Genomic DNA, 15,235 nt, shown 5'->3' on the forward strand with positions numbered 1-15,235 from the left:
TTTGTGAATTTGATTCGAAGTTAAGAATGTGAATTCGTGATTTTGGTCAAGAATTTGGCATTTGTTCATGGATTTTCAGACTTGTCTGACATGGAATTGACGCGTGGTTGTGCGACTCTGTGTCTGTCGTCCAGAAGTGTGTGCTGGATGTCGAAGATGTAGCAGCAGGGTGGCCAGGAGTTTGTGCCATGGAAACAAGGATGGTTTCGACGTTGGTGAGGTATGCGGATGTGTTGTCGGCTGCGCCGATGGCCCCGCGACCTGGTTGGCAGCCTTTGGGCTGCAGGGGAGCCGGAGTGGGTGCGCTGCACACAGCGTGTCCCTCCGATTCCGGCGTGCGCGATGCAGCGCCGGACGACCAGGGGGCCAATGCTCGGGACTGCTTTTTCGTACGTCAAAGTGAAGCCCGTATGAATCAGGCGTTTATCGCGAAAATGTCCATCGCCGCAGTGGCGGCGCTGATGGTGGCCGGTTGCGCCACCAAGTCCGCTCCGGATTTCGGAGGCCGCTGGAAGCCGGTCAACCGCTTTGCTGCGACGACGACCGAAATTCCGCTGTACTCCAGCTACGTCTACCAGGCCTCGCCGATGGATGGCACGCTCAAAGCCATGCTCGAGCGTTGGGCCAAGGATTCCGGGCGCACGCTGGACTACCGCCTCAGCTCGGATTTCACCCTGTATGGCGCGGTCTCGAACATCGACACCACCAACGCACAGCAGGCCGTGATCGATCTGACCGCAGCCTATGCAGCGCAGGGCATCTCCGTCTCCATCGTTGGCAACCAGATCGTTGTGCAGAGCGCTGGCTCGACGCCGACCGCGTCGGCGCAGGGCGCTGATTCCAACAGCGGCACCTGAGTCCACCTCGAAATCATCGAACGTGCCGCTCCCCGCGCCTGTCGCAGGGGTGCCACGCCCATTGATGTTTCAGCAGTACGGAAGAATCCATGTTCCGCAAGAAGGATCCCGGCAATAGTCCCAAGGTCGAGCAGTCGGTCGCCAAGGCGGTCAGCTACGAGATCACCGTGGCCGACATGGCACGCCGCAGCGAGCGGCGCGCATGGTGGGTCGCCACAGGCTCGTTGCTGATGTCGCTCGCACTGGCGGGCGGCTACTACTACATGCTGCCGCTGAAGGAGAAGGTGCCGTTCCTGGTGATGGCCGATGCCTACACGGGTACCGCGACCGTCGCGCGCCTGAGTGGCACCTTCCAGGGCGAGACGATCACCACCAACGAAGCGATCAATCGCAGCAACGTCGCCCAGTACGTGCTCGCGCGCGAATCGTATGACTCGGCGGTGATGGGCCTGCGTGACTGGGAGCTGGTGTTCGTGATGTCCAGCAGCCCGGTTGCTCAGAGCATGCGTATGCGATACGCAGGAAGTAACCCTCAGAACCCGTTTGTGATGTACGGCCGCGAAAAGGCCATTCGGGTCAAGATCCTGAGCATCACGCCGTTGGGGGCTGAGCCGAACGGCAGCTTCCGCGGTGCGTCGGTGCGCATCCAGCGCAGCCTGTTGGACAAGCGGACCGGAGCATCCAGCTACCTTGACAACCAGCTGGTGACGATGCGCTTCGAGTACAACCAGAACCTGGCGTTGTCCGAACAGGATCGCATCCTCAATCCGCTGGCCTTCCAGGTCACCGAGTACCGCGTCGACAACGACTATTCGCGTGGCGTGCCGGTGCCGGATGACGGCGCCATGCAGGCGCAGGCGCAGCAGGCCGCACAGGCGGCGCAGCAGGCACAGGGTGTCTACGACCCCAACAATCCGGCCGCGGCCACCATGATCGACCCGGCCACCGGCCAGCCGGTCGCGGTGCCAGCCAACGGCCAAGTACCGGACCAGGCAATGCCGGGACAGCCTGTACCGGGCCAACCGATGCCGGGTCAGCCGGTGCAGGGGCAAGCAATGCCGGGGCAGGCCATGCCCGGACAGCCGGCCATGAGGCCGGCGCAGAACAATTCCACCGGAACTGCTGATGGAGCAAGCAACCGATGAGTAGTCGAAATATCAGGGGAAGCGCGCTGGCGCTGCTGTCGATGTTGTCGTTGCTGTTCTCAGCAGCGGCGATGGCGCAGGCGGTTGACCACTACGAGTACGAGAAGGACCGTATCTACCCGGTTCGCACCGGCCTGGGCCTGACCACCCAGATCGAGTTGAGTCCGAACGAGAAGATCCTCGACTACAGCACCGGCTTCAGCAGCGGCTGGGAACTGACCCGTCGCGAGAATGTGTTCTACCTCAAGCCGAAGAACGTCGACGTCGACACCAACATGATGGTGCGCACCGAGACCCATTCCTACATCTTCGAACTGAAGGTGGTGGCCACCGACTGGCGCCAGCTGGAGCAGGCCCGTCGTGCAGGCGTGCAGTACAAGATCGCCTTCGTCTATCCCAACGACACCGTGTTCGGTGTTGCCCAGGAAGCGGTGGAGGAAGAGGCCAAACCGCTGTTGAGCTCGGAACTGGCCAAGGACCGCCAGTACAACTTCAACTACTCCTATTCGACCAGCAAGGCGAAGAAGATGGGGTGGCTGATCCCGGTCAACGCCTATGACGATAGCCGTTTCACCTACCTGAAACTGCCGAACTCGCCGGAGTACAAGACCGGCATCTTCCCGGCCGTGTTTGGTCGCGAAACGGAATACGGTGAGGACTTTGTGGTCAACACCACGGTTGAAGGCAATACGCTGATCGTGCACGGGACCTACCCGTACCTGGTCATCCGCCACGGCGACTTCGTCGTCGGCCTGCGAAGGAACGTGAAGAAATGAGCCAGCAGAACACTCCCGGAAACGACCCGAACAACGGACGCGACGAGAGCCAGAGCCCGTATGGCGCACAGGGTGCCGCGGAAGCGCCGTCGAATCCCTACTTCGGCACGGCCCAGGCCGAGCCGGCGCCGGATCTTGACGCGGCCGCACCGCAGCTGCGCTCGGCCGAAGAGCAGCGGTTGAATCGCAAGGCGCTGCTGTTCCTCGGCGGCATCGTGCTGTTGCTGATGGCAATGGGCTTCCTGCTGTTCCGCAAGGGGCAGGATGATGCGACCGAGCAAAACAAGCCGCGGGAAGAGGCGCGTGCGACGACACCACAACTGCCGAGCGTGGGTACCGCAGCTGATCCGGCGCCGCCGGTGGCTGTTGCCGATCCGATTCCGATGCTGCCGCCTGCGCCCCAGCAGGAAGTGCCCATGCCCGGTTTTCCGTCGGCGAGCAAGCCATACGAAGATCGCGGGCCGACGTTGATGGACCGTCGCATGGGCAGCGGTTCCGGGGTAGGGGGTGGTGACGCGGGCGCGTCGTCCGGCAGCCAGAACTCTGACTACAACCAGGCGATGATCGCTGCCATGCAGGCAGCAGCAAATCCTCAGCCCCAGCCGCAGAAGGTCCGCCGTGGTCCCGACGTGGAAAATGTCTCCAGTGCCGCCTATATCCGTAGCCCTGACGCGCTGCTGGTTCGTGGCACGTACCTGCGATGCGTGCTGGAAACGCGGATCATCACCGACGTGGCCGGCTACACCTCGTGCCTGCTGACCGAGCCGGTGTACTCCATCAACGGTCGCAACCTGCTGCTGCCGAAGGGCTCCAAGATCTATGGCTCCTACGGCGGTGGTCCGATCGGCAAGCGTGTGGAAGTGATCTGGGATCGCATCACCACGCCGAATGGCATCGACGTGGCCATGTCCAGCCCTGGTACGGACGGCCTGGGCGGGGCAGGACATCCTGGCCAGTACAGTGCGCACTGGGGTAGCCGTATCGCGTCGGCGCTGATGATCAGCCTGATCGCAGACGCCTTCAAGTACGCCGCAGCCGAGCACGGTCCAGAGTCGACAACGGTCGCCAGCAACGGCTTTGCCGTGCGTTCTCCCTACGAGAGTGCAACCGCTCGCACCATGGAGCGACTTGCCAACGAGGCGCTCAGCGAGCGCCGCCCGCCGACCGTGACCATCAATCAGGGCACCGTGGTGAATGTCTACGTCGCCAAGGACGTTGACTTCACCAACGTGCTGAATCCCCGCCGGTAACCCAACGAACGATCATGGACGCCGAAGTGTCACCCCTCGCCCTCGTCTCCAGCGATTTCCTGCGCTATCAGTACGAAGTGCTGGGCATCGCCGAGTACATGACCTCTCCGGAAGTGACGGAAATCTGCATCAACCGTCCCGGTGAGCTGTACCTGGAAACCCGGGCGGGGTGGCAGCGGGTGGAGGTGCCGAGCCTGACGTTCGAGCGGGCCCGGCAGTTCTGCACGGCGGTGGTGAACGAGAGCAACACCGGCCAGCGCATCACCGATGCCGATCCGGTCGTGTCGCTCACGTTCCCCACCGGCCAGCGTGCACAGTTCGTCATTCCGCCCGCGTGTGACGCTGGCAAGGTGTCGATCACCATCCGTCTGCCGTCCAAGCACACCAAGTCGCTCACGCAGTATCACGAAGACGGCTTCTTCAATCAGATCCTGGAAACCGATGGCAGCATCAGCGAGCAGGATCGCGAGCTGCTGGAGCTGCGTCATTCGCGAGAGTACGCCGAGTTCTTCCGGCGTGCGGTGATGTACCGCAAGAACATCGTGGTATCCGGTGCGACCGGTAGCGGCAAGACCACCTTCATGAAGGCGCTGGTCAACCATATCCCGGACAACGAGCGCCTGGTCACCATCGAGGACGCGCGCGAGCTGTTCCTGACCCAACCCAACGTTGTGCACCTGTTGTATTCCAAGGGCGGGCAGAGCACCAGCAATGTGACGGCCAAGAGCTGCATGGAAGCCTGCCTGCGCATGAAGCCCGAACGCATCATCCTGGCCGAGCTGCGCGGTGACGAAGCGTTCTACTTCATCCGCAACTGCGCGTCCGGCCACCCGGGCTCGATCACCAGCTGCCATGCCGGCAGCCCGGAGCAGACCTGGGACCAGCTGGCACTGATGGTGAAGGCGTCGGCCGAGGGTTCGGGCCTGGAGTTCAACGTGATCAAGCGGCTGTTGATGATGACCATCGACATCGTGGTGCATATCAAGGCGCATGCCGGTTCGCGCTATATCACCGGCATCGACTTCAATCCTGGGCGTGCCCAGGGGCAGGAGGGCTGAGGGATGCTGCCAGGACTGGAAATGATGGCGTGCCCGGAGATGGCCGTATCGATGGAGGTGATGCAGCACGTCATCAACGTCGAATCGTCGCGCAATCCCTACGCCATCGGCGTGGTCGGCGGTGCACTGGTGCGCCAGCCCAAGGCGTTGGATGAAGCGCTGGCGACGGTGCGCATGCTGGAAGAGAAGGGCTACAACTTCTCGATCGGGCTGGCCCAGGTCAATCGCTACAACCTGGGCAAATACGGGCTGGATTCCTACGAGAAGGCCTTCCAGCAGTGCCCGAACCTGCAGGCCGGTGCGCGCATTCTCGCCGAGTGCTACAAACGCTCCGGTGGTGACTGGGGCAAGTCGTTCAGCTGTTACTACTCGGGCAACTTCGAGACCGGCTTCCGTCACGGCTACGTGCAGAAGATCTACGACTCGATCCGCCGCGGCCAGCAGGTTGCCAGCAATGGTGTTGCGCCGATCGACGTTGTGAGCCGCGGCGAGCGCCGCAGCGTGAAGGTCGAACATCATCCGCAGCTGGCCTCTCCGGCGCAGGCGCGCATCGTTGCTCAATCCAACGGCCCGGTGTACGTGCCGTCGGAAGATCCCGCACGCGCCTATGTCGTGTACCCGTCCACCGGGGCGATGGCGCGGGGTAGTTTGCTGAATCTCGCCGACCAGGCGCTGTCCAAGGTGGTGCTGGGTTCGGTGGACAGGATGATGCAGCCTCAGGCGCAACCCAGCCAAGGGGCCGCCTATCCGCAGCAACAGTCCAGTGGTATGCCGCAGCAGTTGCCTCAGCAGCGTGCTGCCCAGGCCATGGCCATGCCGCAGCAGTTGCCGGGCGCCGCCGGTGCCAGCAATGAGGGGCCCGTGATGCTGCGGCCCTGGAGCGAGCGCAACCAGCCTGTCGCCGGTGGCGACAATTCATTCAACGCGCCGGTGCAGGCTGCGCCGGTGCAGCAGATTCCCGCAGGGGATGCGGCCTTCGTGTTCTGACGAAGTCGTGGTGCGGCCAGTCCCCCGGCTGGTCGATTCAGTTGTGTTAGTCCATCAACAAGGAAATCAATCCATGAAGCGATCCAATCTCGACCTCGTCCAGGCCCAGCGCACGCTGAAGACTCTGCTGATGGCCACCCTCTTTGTTGGTGCGCTGTTCGCTCCGGAGGTCTTCGCCAATCAGGGCGGCATCAATTATGGTGGCACCGAGAAGAAGGTATGTGGCTTCTTCGACAGCATCAATGGTCTGCTGAACATGGCCTCGATCGCCGTGGTGACCATTGCGGTGATCTTCGCCGGCTACCAGATCGCCTTCGCGCACAAGCGCATTGGTGATGTGGCCCCGATTCTGATCGGTGGCGTGCTGATCGGTGCCGCTGGCCAGATCGCACGTATGCTGCTGGGTGACGACTATGGCACCTGCGAAGGCAAGACCTCAATGCTGATCCAGCAGGCTGTCCAGTATTACAGTGCATAAGAACGTCGTCTTCCGCGGCTGCACACGTCCGGCAATGTTCCTGGGCGTTCCCTACCTGCCATTCTTCATGGTGGCAGGTGGGTTGCTGCTGCTCAGCATGTACACGAACTTCTGGTTCCTGCTCACCATTCCGGTGGCGGTCTTCATCATGCGGCAGATGGCCAAGCGTGACGAAATGATCTTCCGCCTGTTGGGCCTGCGCCTGATGTTCAAGCTGAAAGTCCGCAACGTGCAGGAACACGATGGCATGTGGGTGTTCAACCCCAACCATTACCGCGACAAGCCGGCCCGAATGGATTGAGGTCCGGATCCGGCCCGGCGGGCGCAAGCGCCTGTCGGGTCTGTTGAAACTTCTTGGCAGTACCTCTTTGGAAGCAGTCGTATGTTCAGCCCTGACACCTCCATCAGTGAGTTCATTCCCCTGTCGACGCATGTCGCCCCGAACGTGATCAAGACCACGGGCGGCGACTACCTGTTGACGTGGTATCTGGAAGGACTGCCGTTCGTTGGTCGCGAGGAATGGGAGCTGGAGCACCGGCACAATACGTTCAACCGCCTGCTGCAGACGCTGAGGGCGCCGGATTTCGTCAATGTCGCCTTCTGGGTGCACGACATTCGCCGTCGCCGTACGTTGAAAGGCAAGAGCCACTACAAGCAGCGCTTCAACCAGGACGTGTCCGACCAGTACATGGGCATGCTGTCCGCCCAGCGCATCATGCAGAACGAGCTGTACCTCACCATGATCTACCGCCCGGTCGTAGCCGGGAAGCGCTTCGTGGAAAAGTCGGCGAATGTCGAGCGCCTGCAGGCCGAGCAGGAGCAGGCCATCGAGAAGCTGATGGAACTGGCCGGCAATGTAGAGGCCGTGATCCGCGACTACGCGCCGTACCGCCTGGGCATGTACGAGGCCAAGAACGGCGTGGTGTTCTCGGAAACGCTGGAGCTGTTCGGCTACCTTGTCAATCGCATCGACGAACCGGTGCCGGTGCTGTCGGCGCCAATCAAGGATTACCTGCCGGTCAGCCGCCATATGTTCTCGGCCAAGACCGGTGACTTCGTCATCAATACCCCCAACGGTGCCAACCACTTCGGCGCCATCCTGAACATCAAGGAGTATGCCGACGGGACTTACCCGGGCATCCTCAACGGCCTGAAGTACCTGGACTACGAGTACGTCATCACCCATTCGTTCAGCCCGATGGGGCGTCAGGACGCGCTCAAGGTGCTCGACCGCACCAAGGGCATGATGATCTCCTCCGGTGACAAGGCAGTCAGCCAGATCGTCGAGCTGGACCAGGCGATGGACCAGCTGTCGTCGGGTAATTTCGTGCTGGGCGAGTACCACTTCATCATGACGGTCTACGGCGACAGCCAGGCCAAACTGTCGCAGAACGTGGCCACGACGCGCGCCGAGCTGTCCAATGCGGGTTTCGTGTCGACCAAGGAAGACCTGGCGGTCACCTCGTCCTTCTATTCGCAGCTGCCGGCCAACTGGCGCTATCGCACCCGCCTGGCCAATGTCAGCTCGCTGAACTTCCTGGGCCTGTCGCCGCTGCACAACTTCGCGACCGGCAAGCAGCACAACAACCCATGGGGCGACTGCGTCACCACGCTGCAGACCACCAACGGCCAGCCGTACTACTTCAATTTCCACGCGACCCATCCGTCGGAGAACTCGCTGGGTGAGAAGGCGATCGCCAACACCATGGTGATTGGTAAGTCCGGTACCGGTAAGACCGCGCTGATCAACTTCCTGCTCAGCCAGGTGCAGAAGTACGAGCCGTCGCCGACCATCTTCTTCTTCGACAAGGACCGCGGTGCAGAGATCTTCGTGCGCGCCTGCGGTGGCAATTATCTGGCCCTGGAGAACGGCGCGCCGACTGGGTTCAACCCGTTCCAGTGCGAGAACAATGAAGCCAATGTGCAGTTCCTTGCCGACCTGATCAAGGTGCTGGCCGGCAAGCGTGAGTACAGCGCCCGCGAGGAAGAGGATATCTATCGCGCTGTAGAGAGCATGCTCGATACGCCGATGCACCTGCGCAGCATGACCAATTTCCAGAAGAGCCTGCCCAACATGGGTGACGATGGCCTCTACGCGCGCATGCGGCGCTGGACCTCGGGCAATTCGCTGGGCTGGGTCTTCGACAATCCCGTCGACACTGTTGACCTGAGCAGGGCCAACATCATCGGCTTCGATTACACCGACATCATCGACAACCCCGAAGTACGCGTGCCGGTCATCAATTACCTGCTGCACCGCCTGGAGTCGCTGATCGATGGTCGTCCGCTGATCTACGTGATGGACGAATTCTGGAAGATCCTGGACGGCGAGGGCGGCCTGAAGGAATTCGCCAAGAACAAGCAGAAGACCATCCGTAAGCAGAACGGTCTGGGCATCTTCGCGACGCAGAGCCCGGAGGACGCGCTGAAGAGCGATATCTCCGCCGCGCTGATCGAACAGACCGCCACCCTGATCCTGCTGCCGAACCCGAATGCCAGCAAGAGCGATTACATGGATGGCCTGAAGCTGACCGAGGCCGAGTTCAAGGTGGTTACCGCGCTCGACGAGCGCTCGCGCTGCTTCCTGGTCAAGCAGGGCCATGCGTCCAGCGTCTGCCAGCTCAACCTGCGTGGCATGGACGACATCCTGTCGGTGATCTCGGCCTCGACCGACAACATCGACATCATGCATCGCGTGTTGCAGACCGCTGCGGTCCGTAACCGGATTACCGTGGATGAGCTTACGCCGGAACAGTGGCTGGAAGACTTCTACAAACATCGAAAAGGGTCCGGGAAGCGGGCCGAGCAGGAGGAGACGGCATGAAGACGCTCGCTCAGACGAACAAGGAAACCGCCATGACAACCGAATTCCGCCGCACTCCGGTGCGACGCAGGCGCTTCGCGCCGATGATGGCCGCAGTGTTGACCCTGGGCATGACCATCAGTACAGGCACCAGTCCCGCGCAGGCGATGACGGTCTATGACCCGTTCAACTGGATCATGAATTTCATGCAGGAGATGAAGGCCGGTCAGGAATATCTTCAGACTGCGCAGCGTTGGAGTGAAACGGCTCAGCAGTACTCCAAGACCATCGACAACTGGATGTCCAAGCTCCAGAACTGGACCCAGATCATTGCTTCGCCGCTGATGCCGCCGACTCCCGCGCTGACGAAGATTCCCGAGAACTGGAACGTGGCCGAGAAGTGCGGCGGCGATTCCATGATCAGCATGAATGGTCTGATGGCAGTGCTGAACATGAGCCCGGGCGGTGACATCGGCGCGCAGCAGCGTGCGATCTGCTCCTACATTCAGGTGCTTGAGAACAAGAAGTACAACGAGACTGTCGAGGTCGTGCAGATGTCCATGCCGGCGATGGAGCAGATGCTTCAGCAGCTACGTCGGATCCGCAACGCGTTCAAGAATGAAGGCGCGCTGCAAGAGGATATCTCCAACAATACGGCAACCTCGGTCGAGCTTGAGAAGGCCTTCAAGAAGTGGGAGACCACCATCAAGGTCTACGACCAGCAGATCGCTGCCTTGCAGGGGCGGCAGAAGAATCTGGCCGAGCGTGCGTTGCGTGGCGAGCGCAACCCGATTGGAAGTGTCATCAAGGCCGGCGCGCTGAAGGCCGCGCTCTCCACCAAGTGAATCACGTGCGCAACGCACTCCAGCAGGGCCCCGACGCGGGGCGGGTGATGTGATGAGTCAGGGAATGATGCACGGTATGGTGTTCAATGATCTGCTGCACGGCACGTTGTTCGCCTCGGTGGGCGACTTCTTCTTCTTCCGGCTGATCCTGGAATATCTGCGCGAAGAGATCACCAATTTCGGCAACGGTATCCTGAGCCGGATGATGACCTGGGTCGGCACGATGGCCCTGGTGCTGATGACGTTGTGGGTGCTCATCCAGGGCTTCCGCATCGTGACTGGGCGAAGCCGTGACTCGATGGCTGCGTTGATGACGAACATGGCACGAGCGGCACTGATCGTTACGGTCGCTACGTCGATGGCCATGTTTGGGACCAAGCTGCAGAACTTCCTGACTGGCGATGTGCAGGACCAGATCACCTATATCGTGACCGGAAAGAAGTCGACCGCCGAGGAATTGATTGATAAGAACCTGGGTTATATGCAGTTGGCGCTCACGTCGGTGAGTGTGCTGGATGTTGCCGGCGACGTAACGCTGGATAGCGCAAAGACCCGTGCGATGTGGTTCATTGGGCTGGGCACCGGCGGACCGGCCGTTACGGCGGGCGCCATGCTATTGCTGTACCAGATCGCAATGTCATTGTTCATTGGTTTTGGTCCGCTGTTCATCCTCTGCCTGCTGTTTGAGCAGACAAAGTCCCTGTTCCAACGATGGTTGTTCTATGGCATCGGCACCATGTTCTCGATGGCGGTGTTGGCTGCGATGACCGGCATTGCCATGGAAATGGTGGCGCGCGTGGCGGCTTCGTTCTGGGGTGCGTCTGCGCTGGGTGCACTGCTGGGGTCGAACCTGACCGAGGGCATGAGTAGCATGGCGCTGCAGCAGGGCGGCATGGGCCTGATCCTGACGACGCTGATCCTGACTGCGCCCCCAATGGCTGCAATGTTCTTCCAGGGCACTCTGGGTACCTTCATGGCATATTCGCAGATAGGTGGTAGCGCCGTGCCGACCTCGCCGGGTCCGAATGGGCAGCCGCCGGGTTCTAGTGGGTCGGGTGGTATGTTTACGCCTCCGGCGCCAGCTTCGAACTCAAGTACCGGTGTGTTGGCCAACCAGAGTGCGACACCTAGGCTCCAAGGTCAGGGCGAAGTGCAATCTGCTTCAGGCCCAGGTTTGCGGGGCAATGCTCCCTCCGGCAATACTTGATTGACCAAAATTGTCGTCAATGGAATCCCGCCCTCATGAAATCCGCGTTGCCTGCATTGATGGTCCTGATGGTTGGAACTGCTTGGAGCATTGATTCCGCCTTGGCAGAGGGAAATTGTCCGCCTGGCTTCTATCCTATCGGTGGCCAAGGGGTGCAGGGTTGTGCGCCGATTCCCGGGGCAAGTGGCGGTGGTACAACCGCCCCTGTTTCATCGCCTCAACCTTCCGGTGAGTGGATCACCACTTGGGGAGCGATTGCCACCTCCAAGCGCACTTCCGATGCTGGCGTATCCACTGGTCAGCGAAAGAAAAGTGGCGCGGAAAGAGAGGCGCTTGGCAAATGTTCCTCGGCGGGTGCAAAGGACTGTCAAGTGGTGCTTGCCTACTTCAATCAATGTGCCGCGTGGGTGGTGCCAAGTGGACAGACGGGGCGGGGAGGATCTGGCATAGGAAGAGGACCAACACTTGAGCTGGCGGAGCAGGAGGCGCAGAAGGGCTGCACAAATGACGAAGCTGGGGCCTGCAAGGTCTTTTACACTGACTGCACGAAACCCATCTTCAGGACTTACTGAAACAGTAGAGTTGGATCTGTTCTGAGGACCTCGGGACTCTACATCTGAAGTATCAGATCTCGTGCTTCGAGGAAGAGACAGGCTTGTATGCGGATGATTTGATGGCTGAGCCTCGGCTACAATGAGTTCGCAAACACTTCGGTGAGCCGGCGGAAGCTGTTGGAGATGTACTCGGACGAGGTCAGCGCGTGTCGCGGACAGATCATCGGCCGGTGACGGATGGACCGGCCGATACAGTAGGCGCATGCTGTTGCTGTACCAGATCGCAATGTCATTGCTCATTGGTTTTGGTCCGCTGTTCATCCTCTGCCTGCTGTTTGAGCAGACGAAGTCCCTGTCCAACGATGGTTGTTCTTTGGCATCGGCACCCTGTTCTCGATGGCGGTGCTGGCTGCGATGACCGGCAGTGCCATGGAAATGGTGGCGCGCGTGACGGCTTCGTTCTGAGGCGCGTCTGCGCTGGGTGCACTGCTGGGGTCGAACCTGACCGAGGGCATGAGCAGCATGGCGCTGCAGCAGGGCGGCATGGGCCTGATCCTGACGACGCTGATTCTGACTGCGCCCCCAATGGCTGCAATGTTCTTCCAGGGCACTCTGGGTACCTTCATGGCATATTCGCAGATAGGTGGTAGCGCTGTGCCGACCTCGCCGGGTCCGAATGGGCAGCCGCCGGGTTCTAGTGGGTCGGGTGGTATGTATGCGCCTGCCAAGCCTTCTACTGAAAGTGGTTCTTCCACAGCGAATCAAGTCGCGATGCCGAAGATTCATAATCATGAGGCCGCTCATGCATCAACGGGGCTCCGCGGCAATGCACCGTCCGGTAACTCCTGATTTTGCTTTGGCTTGCTGTCTATTTGAGGGGTTTCATGCGCTCTATTTTCTTTAGCCTGCTGTCTTTGGGAATCATCGCAGCTTCAGCTTCCTCTGCACGTGCAGAAGGCGGAGTCTGTCCTCCCGGTTACTACCCCGTGGGGGGGCAAGGGGCAATGGGATGCGCACCAATTCCCGGCGCGGCGTCTGGTGGCGCCGCCCAGCAGTCTTCACCTCCTCCTCCGCAACCTACGGGCGAGTGGATCAAGACCTGGGGCGGAATTGCGGTATCCGCCAGCACTTCCGATGCCGGCGTTTCTACGGGGCACCGGTCAAAGAAGGAGGCGGAACGCAAAGCCGTCTCAGAATGTGCTGCCAGCGGAGCAAGCGATTGCAGGGTCAGCATGACCTATTTCAATCAGTGCGTTTCCTGGGTCATCCCGAGCGGAAGGACCGGAAATGGCCTGTCAGGAATTGGCACCGGTCCGACTCCGGGTGATGCCGAGCGGGCTGCTCAGGGAGTCTGCAAGAATGACAAGCCGGGAGCCTGTGCTCCCGTGTATACAAATTGTACCGAGCCCTTGTTCAGGAAGTACTGAAATGGCCGTGCTCGGGATGATTGCAATGACGCGGATCGCTATCTGTTTGTTGCAATTTGCGCGCACGGCGGCTTGGCTCCGAGAAGCCTCGGGCGCGGCTGCGCTGCTGCAACTGAGAATGAGGCCGACCCTGACCGCTCTGTTTTGCACGGCGGCGTGCGCAAGGACGTTATGATCTTCCAAGGACATGGCTAGCTTGATGGCATCTCGGAGGGCAGCGGCGGGCACGTCTTCTGCGATCCGGGAATGTGAAATTGCATCAGGTGATTGAGAAGCAGAGGCATGCCTATCTTTAACCGGCTCGCCGTTGCGTGTGTCGATTTGGCACTTGGCGCATTCCTGTTCTGTGCATGGACGCCAATCGCAAAGGCTGAAGGGAACTGCCCGCCGGGTTTCTACCCCGTGGGTGGGCAGGGTGTTCAAGGATGTGCCCCGATTCCCGGAGGTGCTGCTACGGCGGCTAACCCTGCCGCGCCAGCGCCCGCGCGCCCTCTGGGGGAGTGGGTAAAAACGTGGGGGGCCATCGCTGTTTCGTGGGCCACCTCTGATGCTGGCGTTTCAACTGGACTGAGATCCAAAAGTGCTGCTGAGAAAGAGGCGCTTTCCAAATGCCGAATGAGTGGAGCTCGTGACTGCTCGATAAACATGACGTATTTCAATCAATGCGTATCATGGGCGATTCCCAGTGGGCGTTCGGGGGGCGGTCAGTCGGGCATTGGATCGGGGCCGACTCCGGAATCAGCATTACAGACTGCGCGCTCGTTGTGCAAGAACGATCGGCAGGGACCATGTGATGAAGTGTACGCGGATTGTACGAAGCCGGTATTTGATCGCTATTGAAGTTCGAAGCCGATGATGCAGGAAGAGGAAGCCCAAATGGTTGGGAAGTGCGTGTTCGGCAGTGTCTGCACAATTGACGCCCGAAGCTGTTAATCGCGACAGCTGAGCTGGGGGGAGTGGTTAATGCGCCCCAATCTGCGCTGCTATGTCTAACTTGGTGGGGAGACATGTGCAATGCAGCGGCAAAATATCGATTGATGATTCTGTCCACTCCGAGATCACGACGGTCACCATATCGATGCCCCTCATCGTTGCCGGGCTGCAGAGCTTCCTGGTCGGTAATGTGCAGGACCAGGTCACCTATACCGTGACCGGAAAGAAGTCGACCGCCGAGGAACTGATTGATAAGAACCTGGGCTATATGCAACTGGCGCTCACGTCGGTGAGTGCGCTGGATGATGCTAGCGATGTAACGCTGGATAGCGCAAAGACCCGTGCGATGTGGTTCATTGGGCTGGGCACCGGCGGACCGGCCGTTACGGCGGGCGCCATGCTATTGCTGTACCAGATCGCCATGTCATTGTTCATTGGTTTTGGTCCGCTGTTCATTCTCTGCCTGCTGTTTGAGCAGACAAAGTCCCTGTTCCAACGATGGTTGTTCTATGGCATCGGCACCATGTTCTCGATGGCGGTGCTGGCTGCGATGACCGGCATTGCCATGGAAATGGTGGCGCGCGTGGCGGCTTCGTTCTGGGGCGCGTCTGCGCTGGGTGCACTGCTGGGGTCGAACCTGACCGAGGGCATGAGCAGCATGGCGCTGCAGCAGGGCGGCATGGGTCTGATCCTGACGACGCTGATCCTGACTGCGCCCCCAATGGCTGCGATGTTCTTCCAGGGCACCCTGGGTACCTTCATGGCATATTCGCAGATAGGCGGTAGCCCGGTGGCGCAGGCACCGGGCCCGAATGGGCAGCCGCCGGGTAGCTATTACACGCCGGATAAACCTTCAACGAGCGGTGGCAGTCAATCGGGTGGATCGACTTCAGTTGGGAGCAATGTCGTAGTCAC

General features: G+C 60.5%; 15 protein-coding genes and 1 pseudogene. All 16 read left to right on the forward strand.

All coding sequences use genetic code 11. The features are described 5' to 3' along the window. Positions 1-410 precede the first annotated feature (410 nt). Positions 411-857, forward strand: a complete 447-nt coding sequence (locus AC2A1N_RS14450) for a hypothetical protein (RefSeq protein ID WP_032954281.1) — start codon at positions 411-413, stop codon at positions 855-857. Positions 858-946: 89 nt separating this feature from the next. Further along, positions 947-2,002 carry a VirB8 family type IV secretion system protein gene (locus AC2A1N_RS14455; RefSeq protein ID WP_242891230.1) on the forward strand — a complete coding sequence of 352 codons (1,056 nt, stop codon included), beginning with the start codon at positions 947-949 and terminating at the stop codon, positions 2,000-2,002. After that, the gene (locus AC2A1N_RS14460; RefSeq protein WP_021202792.1) at positions 1,999-2,778 is read left to right on the forward strand and encodes a TrbG/VirB9 family P-type conjugative transfer protein; all 780 of its coding nucleotides are present in this window, start codon (positions 1,999-2,001) and stop codon (positions 2,776-2,778) included. The genes AC2A1N_RS14455 and AC2A1N_RS14460 overlap by 4 nt, the downstream gene beginning before the upstream one ends. Next, positions 2,775-4,028, forward strand: a complete 1,254-nt coding sequence (locus AC2A1N_RS14465) for a TrbI/VirB10 family protein (protein WP_242891232.1) — start codon at positions 2,775-2,777, stop codon at positions 4,026-4,028. The genes AC2A1N_RS14460 and AC2A1N_RS14465 overlap by 4 nt, the downstream gene beginning before the upstream one ends. Before the next feature lie 14 nt (positions 4,029-4,042). Next, the gene (gene virB11, locus AC2A1N_RS14470) at positions 4,043-5,086 is read left to right on the forward strand and encodes a P-type DNA transfer ATPase VirB11 (RefSeq protein ID WP_099495541.1); all 1,044 of its coding nucleotides are present in this window, start codon (positions 4,043-4,045) and stop codon (positions 5,084-5,086) included. A gap of 3 nt (positions 5,087-5,089) precedes the next feature. Continuing rightward, entirely contained in the window at positions 5,090-6,073 is a 984-nt protein-coding gene (locus AC2A1N_RS14475; protein ID WP_242891234.1) for a lytic transglycosylase domain-containing protein, read from the forward strand. Between the two features lie 73 nt (positions 6,074-6,146). Then, positions 6,147-6,551 (forward strand): TrbC/VirB2 family protein, encoded by a 405-nt coding sequence (locus AC2A1N_RS14480; protein WP_061480701.1) that lies wholly within the window; start codon positions 6,147-6,149, stop codon positions 6,549-6,551. Beyond that, the gene (locus tag AC2A1N_RS14485) at positions 6,544-6,852 is read left to right on the forward strand and encodes a VirB3 family type IV secretion system protein (protein WP_019660289.1); all 309 of its coding nucleotides are present in this window, start codon (positions 6,544-6,546) and stop codon (positions 6,850-6,852) included. Before AC2A1N_RS14480 ends, AC2A1N_RS14485 begins: the two co-directional genes overlap by 8 nt. A gap of 81 nt (positions 6,853-6,933) precedes the next feature. Continuing rightward, positions 6,934-9,375, forward strand: a complete 2,442-nt coding sequence (locus AC2A1N_RS14490; protein ID WP_061480702.1) for a VirB4 family type IV secretion/conjugal transfer ATPase — start codon at positions 6,934-6,936, stop codon at positions 9,373-9,375. Beyond that, the gene (locus tag AC2A1N_RS14495; protein ID WP_061480703.1) at positions 9,372-10,199 is read left to right on the forward strand and encodes a hypothetical protein; all 828 of its coding nucleotides are present in this window, start codon (positions 9,372-9,374) and stop codon (positions 10,197-10,199) included. Before AC2A1N_RS14490 ends, AC2A1N_RS14495 begins: the two co-directional genes overlap by 4 nt. A 76-nt stretch (positions 10,200-10,275) precedes the next feature. After that, complete coding sequence (locus tag AC2A1N_RS14500; RefSeq protein ID WP_229298462.1) at positions 10,276-11,406, forward strand: TrbL/VirB6 family protein; 1,131 nt, start codon at positions 10,276-10,278, stop codon at positions 11,404-11,406. A gap of 68 nt (positions 11,407-11,474) precedes the next feature. Then, complete coding sequence (locus AC2A1N_RS14505; RefSeq protein ID WP_082783394.1) at positions 11,475-11,978, forward strand: DUF4189 domain-containing protein; 504 nt, start codon at positions 11,475-11,477, stop codon at positions 11,976-11,978. A 215-nt stretch (positions 11,979-12,193) separates the two neighbouring features. Next, positions 12,194-12,809, forward strand: a pseudogene (locus tag AC2A1N_RS14510) (type IV secretion system protein); the annotation flags it as partial. A gap of 155 nt (positions 12,810-12,964) precedes the next feature. Further along, the gene (locus AC2A1N_RS14515; protein ID WP_241776808.1) at positions 12,965-13,387 is read left to right on the forward strand and encodes a DUF4189 domain-containing protein; all 423 of its coding nucleotides are present in this window, start codon (positions 12,965-12,967) and stop codon (positions 13,385-13,387) included. Positions 13,388-13,669: 282 nt separating this feature from the next. Then, positions 13,670-14,227 carry a DUF4189 domain-containing protein gene (locus AC2A1N_RS14520; RefSeq protein WP_082783391.1) on the forward strand — a complete coding sequence of 186 codons (558 nt, stop codon included), beginning with the start codon at positions 13,670-13,672 and terminating at the stop codon, positions 14,225-14,227. A gap of 238 nt (positions 14,228-14,465) precedes the next feature. Beyond that, positions 14,466-15,235 (forward strand): type IV secretion system protein (locus AC2A1N_RS14525; protein ID WP_484372676.1); only part of this gene is annotated, 770 nt, incomplete at its 3' end.

The sequence above is a fragment of the Stenotrophomonas maltophilia group sp. SKK55 genome (assembly GCF_057179845.1).

Coding starts and splice junctions, on each gene's coding strand:
- AC2A1N_RS14450 (WP_032954281.1), top strand. CDS start 411: ATGAATCAGGCGTTTATCGCGAAAATGTCCATCGCCGCAGTGGCGGCG.
- AC2A1N_RS14455 (WP_242891230.1), top strand. CDS start 947: ATGTTCCGCAAGAAGGATCCCGGCAATAGTCCCAAGGTCGAGCAGTCG.
- AC2A1N_RS14460 (WP_021202792.1), top strand. CDS start 1,999: ATGAGTAGTCGAAATATCAGGGGAAGCGCGCTGGCGCTGCTGTCGATG.
- AC2A1N_RS14465 (WP_242891232.1), top strand. CDS start 2,775: ATGAGCCAGCAGAACACTCCCGGAAACGACCCGAACAACGGACGCGAC.
- virB11 (WP_099495541.1), top strand. CDS start 4,043: ATGGACGCCGAAGTGTCACCCCTCGCCCTCGTCTCCAGCGATTTCCTG.
- AC2A1N_RS14475 (WP_242891234.1), top strand. CDS start 5,090: ATGCTGCCAGGACTGGAAATGATGGCGTGCCCGGAGATGGCCGTATCG.
- AC2A1N_RS14480 (WP_061480701.1), top strand. CDS start 6,147: ATGAAGCGATCCAATCTCGACCTCGTCCAGGCCCAGCGCACGCTGAAG.
- AC2A1N_RS14490 (WP_061480702.1), top strand. CDS start 6,934: ATGTTCAGCCCTGACACCTCCATCAGTGAGTTCATTCCCCTGTCGACG.
- AC2A1N_RS14495 (WP_061480703.1), top strand. CDS start 9,372: ATGAAGACGCTCGCTCAGACGAACAAGGAAACCGCCATGACAACCGAA.
- AC2A1N_RS14500 (WP_229298462.1), top strand. CDS start 10,276: ATGGTGTTCAATGATCTGCTGCACGGCACGTTGTTCGCCTCGGTGGGC.
- AC2A1N_RS14505 (WP_082783394.1), top strand. CDS start 11,475: ATGGTTGGAACTGCTTGGAGCATTGATTCCGCCTTGGCAGAGGGAAAT.
- AC2A1N_RS14515 (WP_241776808.1), top strand. CDS start 12,965: ATGGGATGCGCACCAATTCCCGGCGCGGCGTCTGGTGGCGCCGCCCAG.
- AC2A1N_RS14520 (WP_082783391.1), top strand. CDS start 13,670: ATGCCTATCTTTAACCGGCTCGCCGTTGCGTGTGTCGATTTGGCACTT.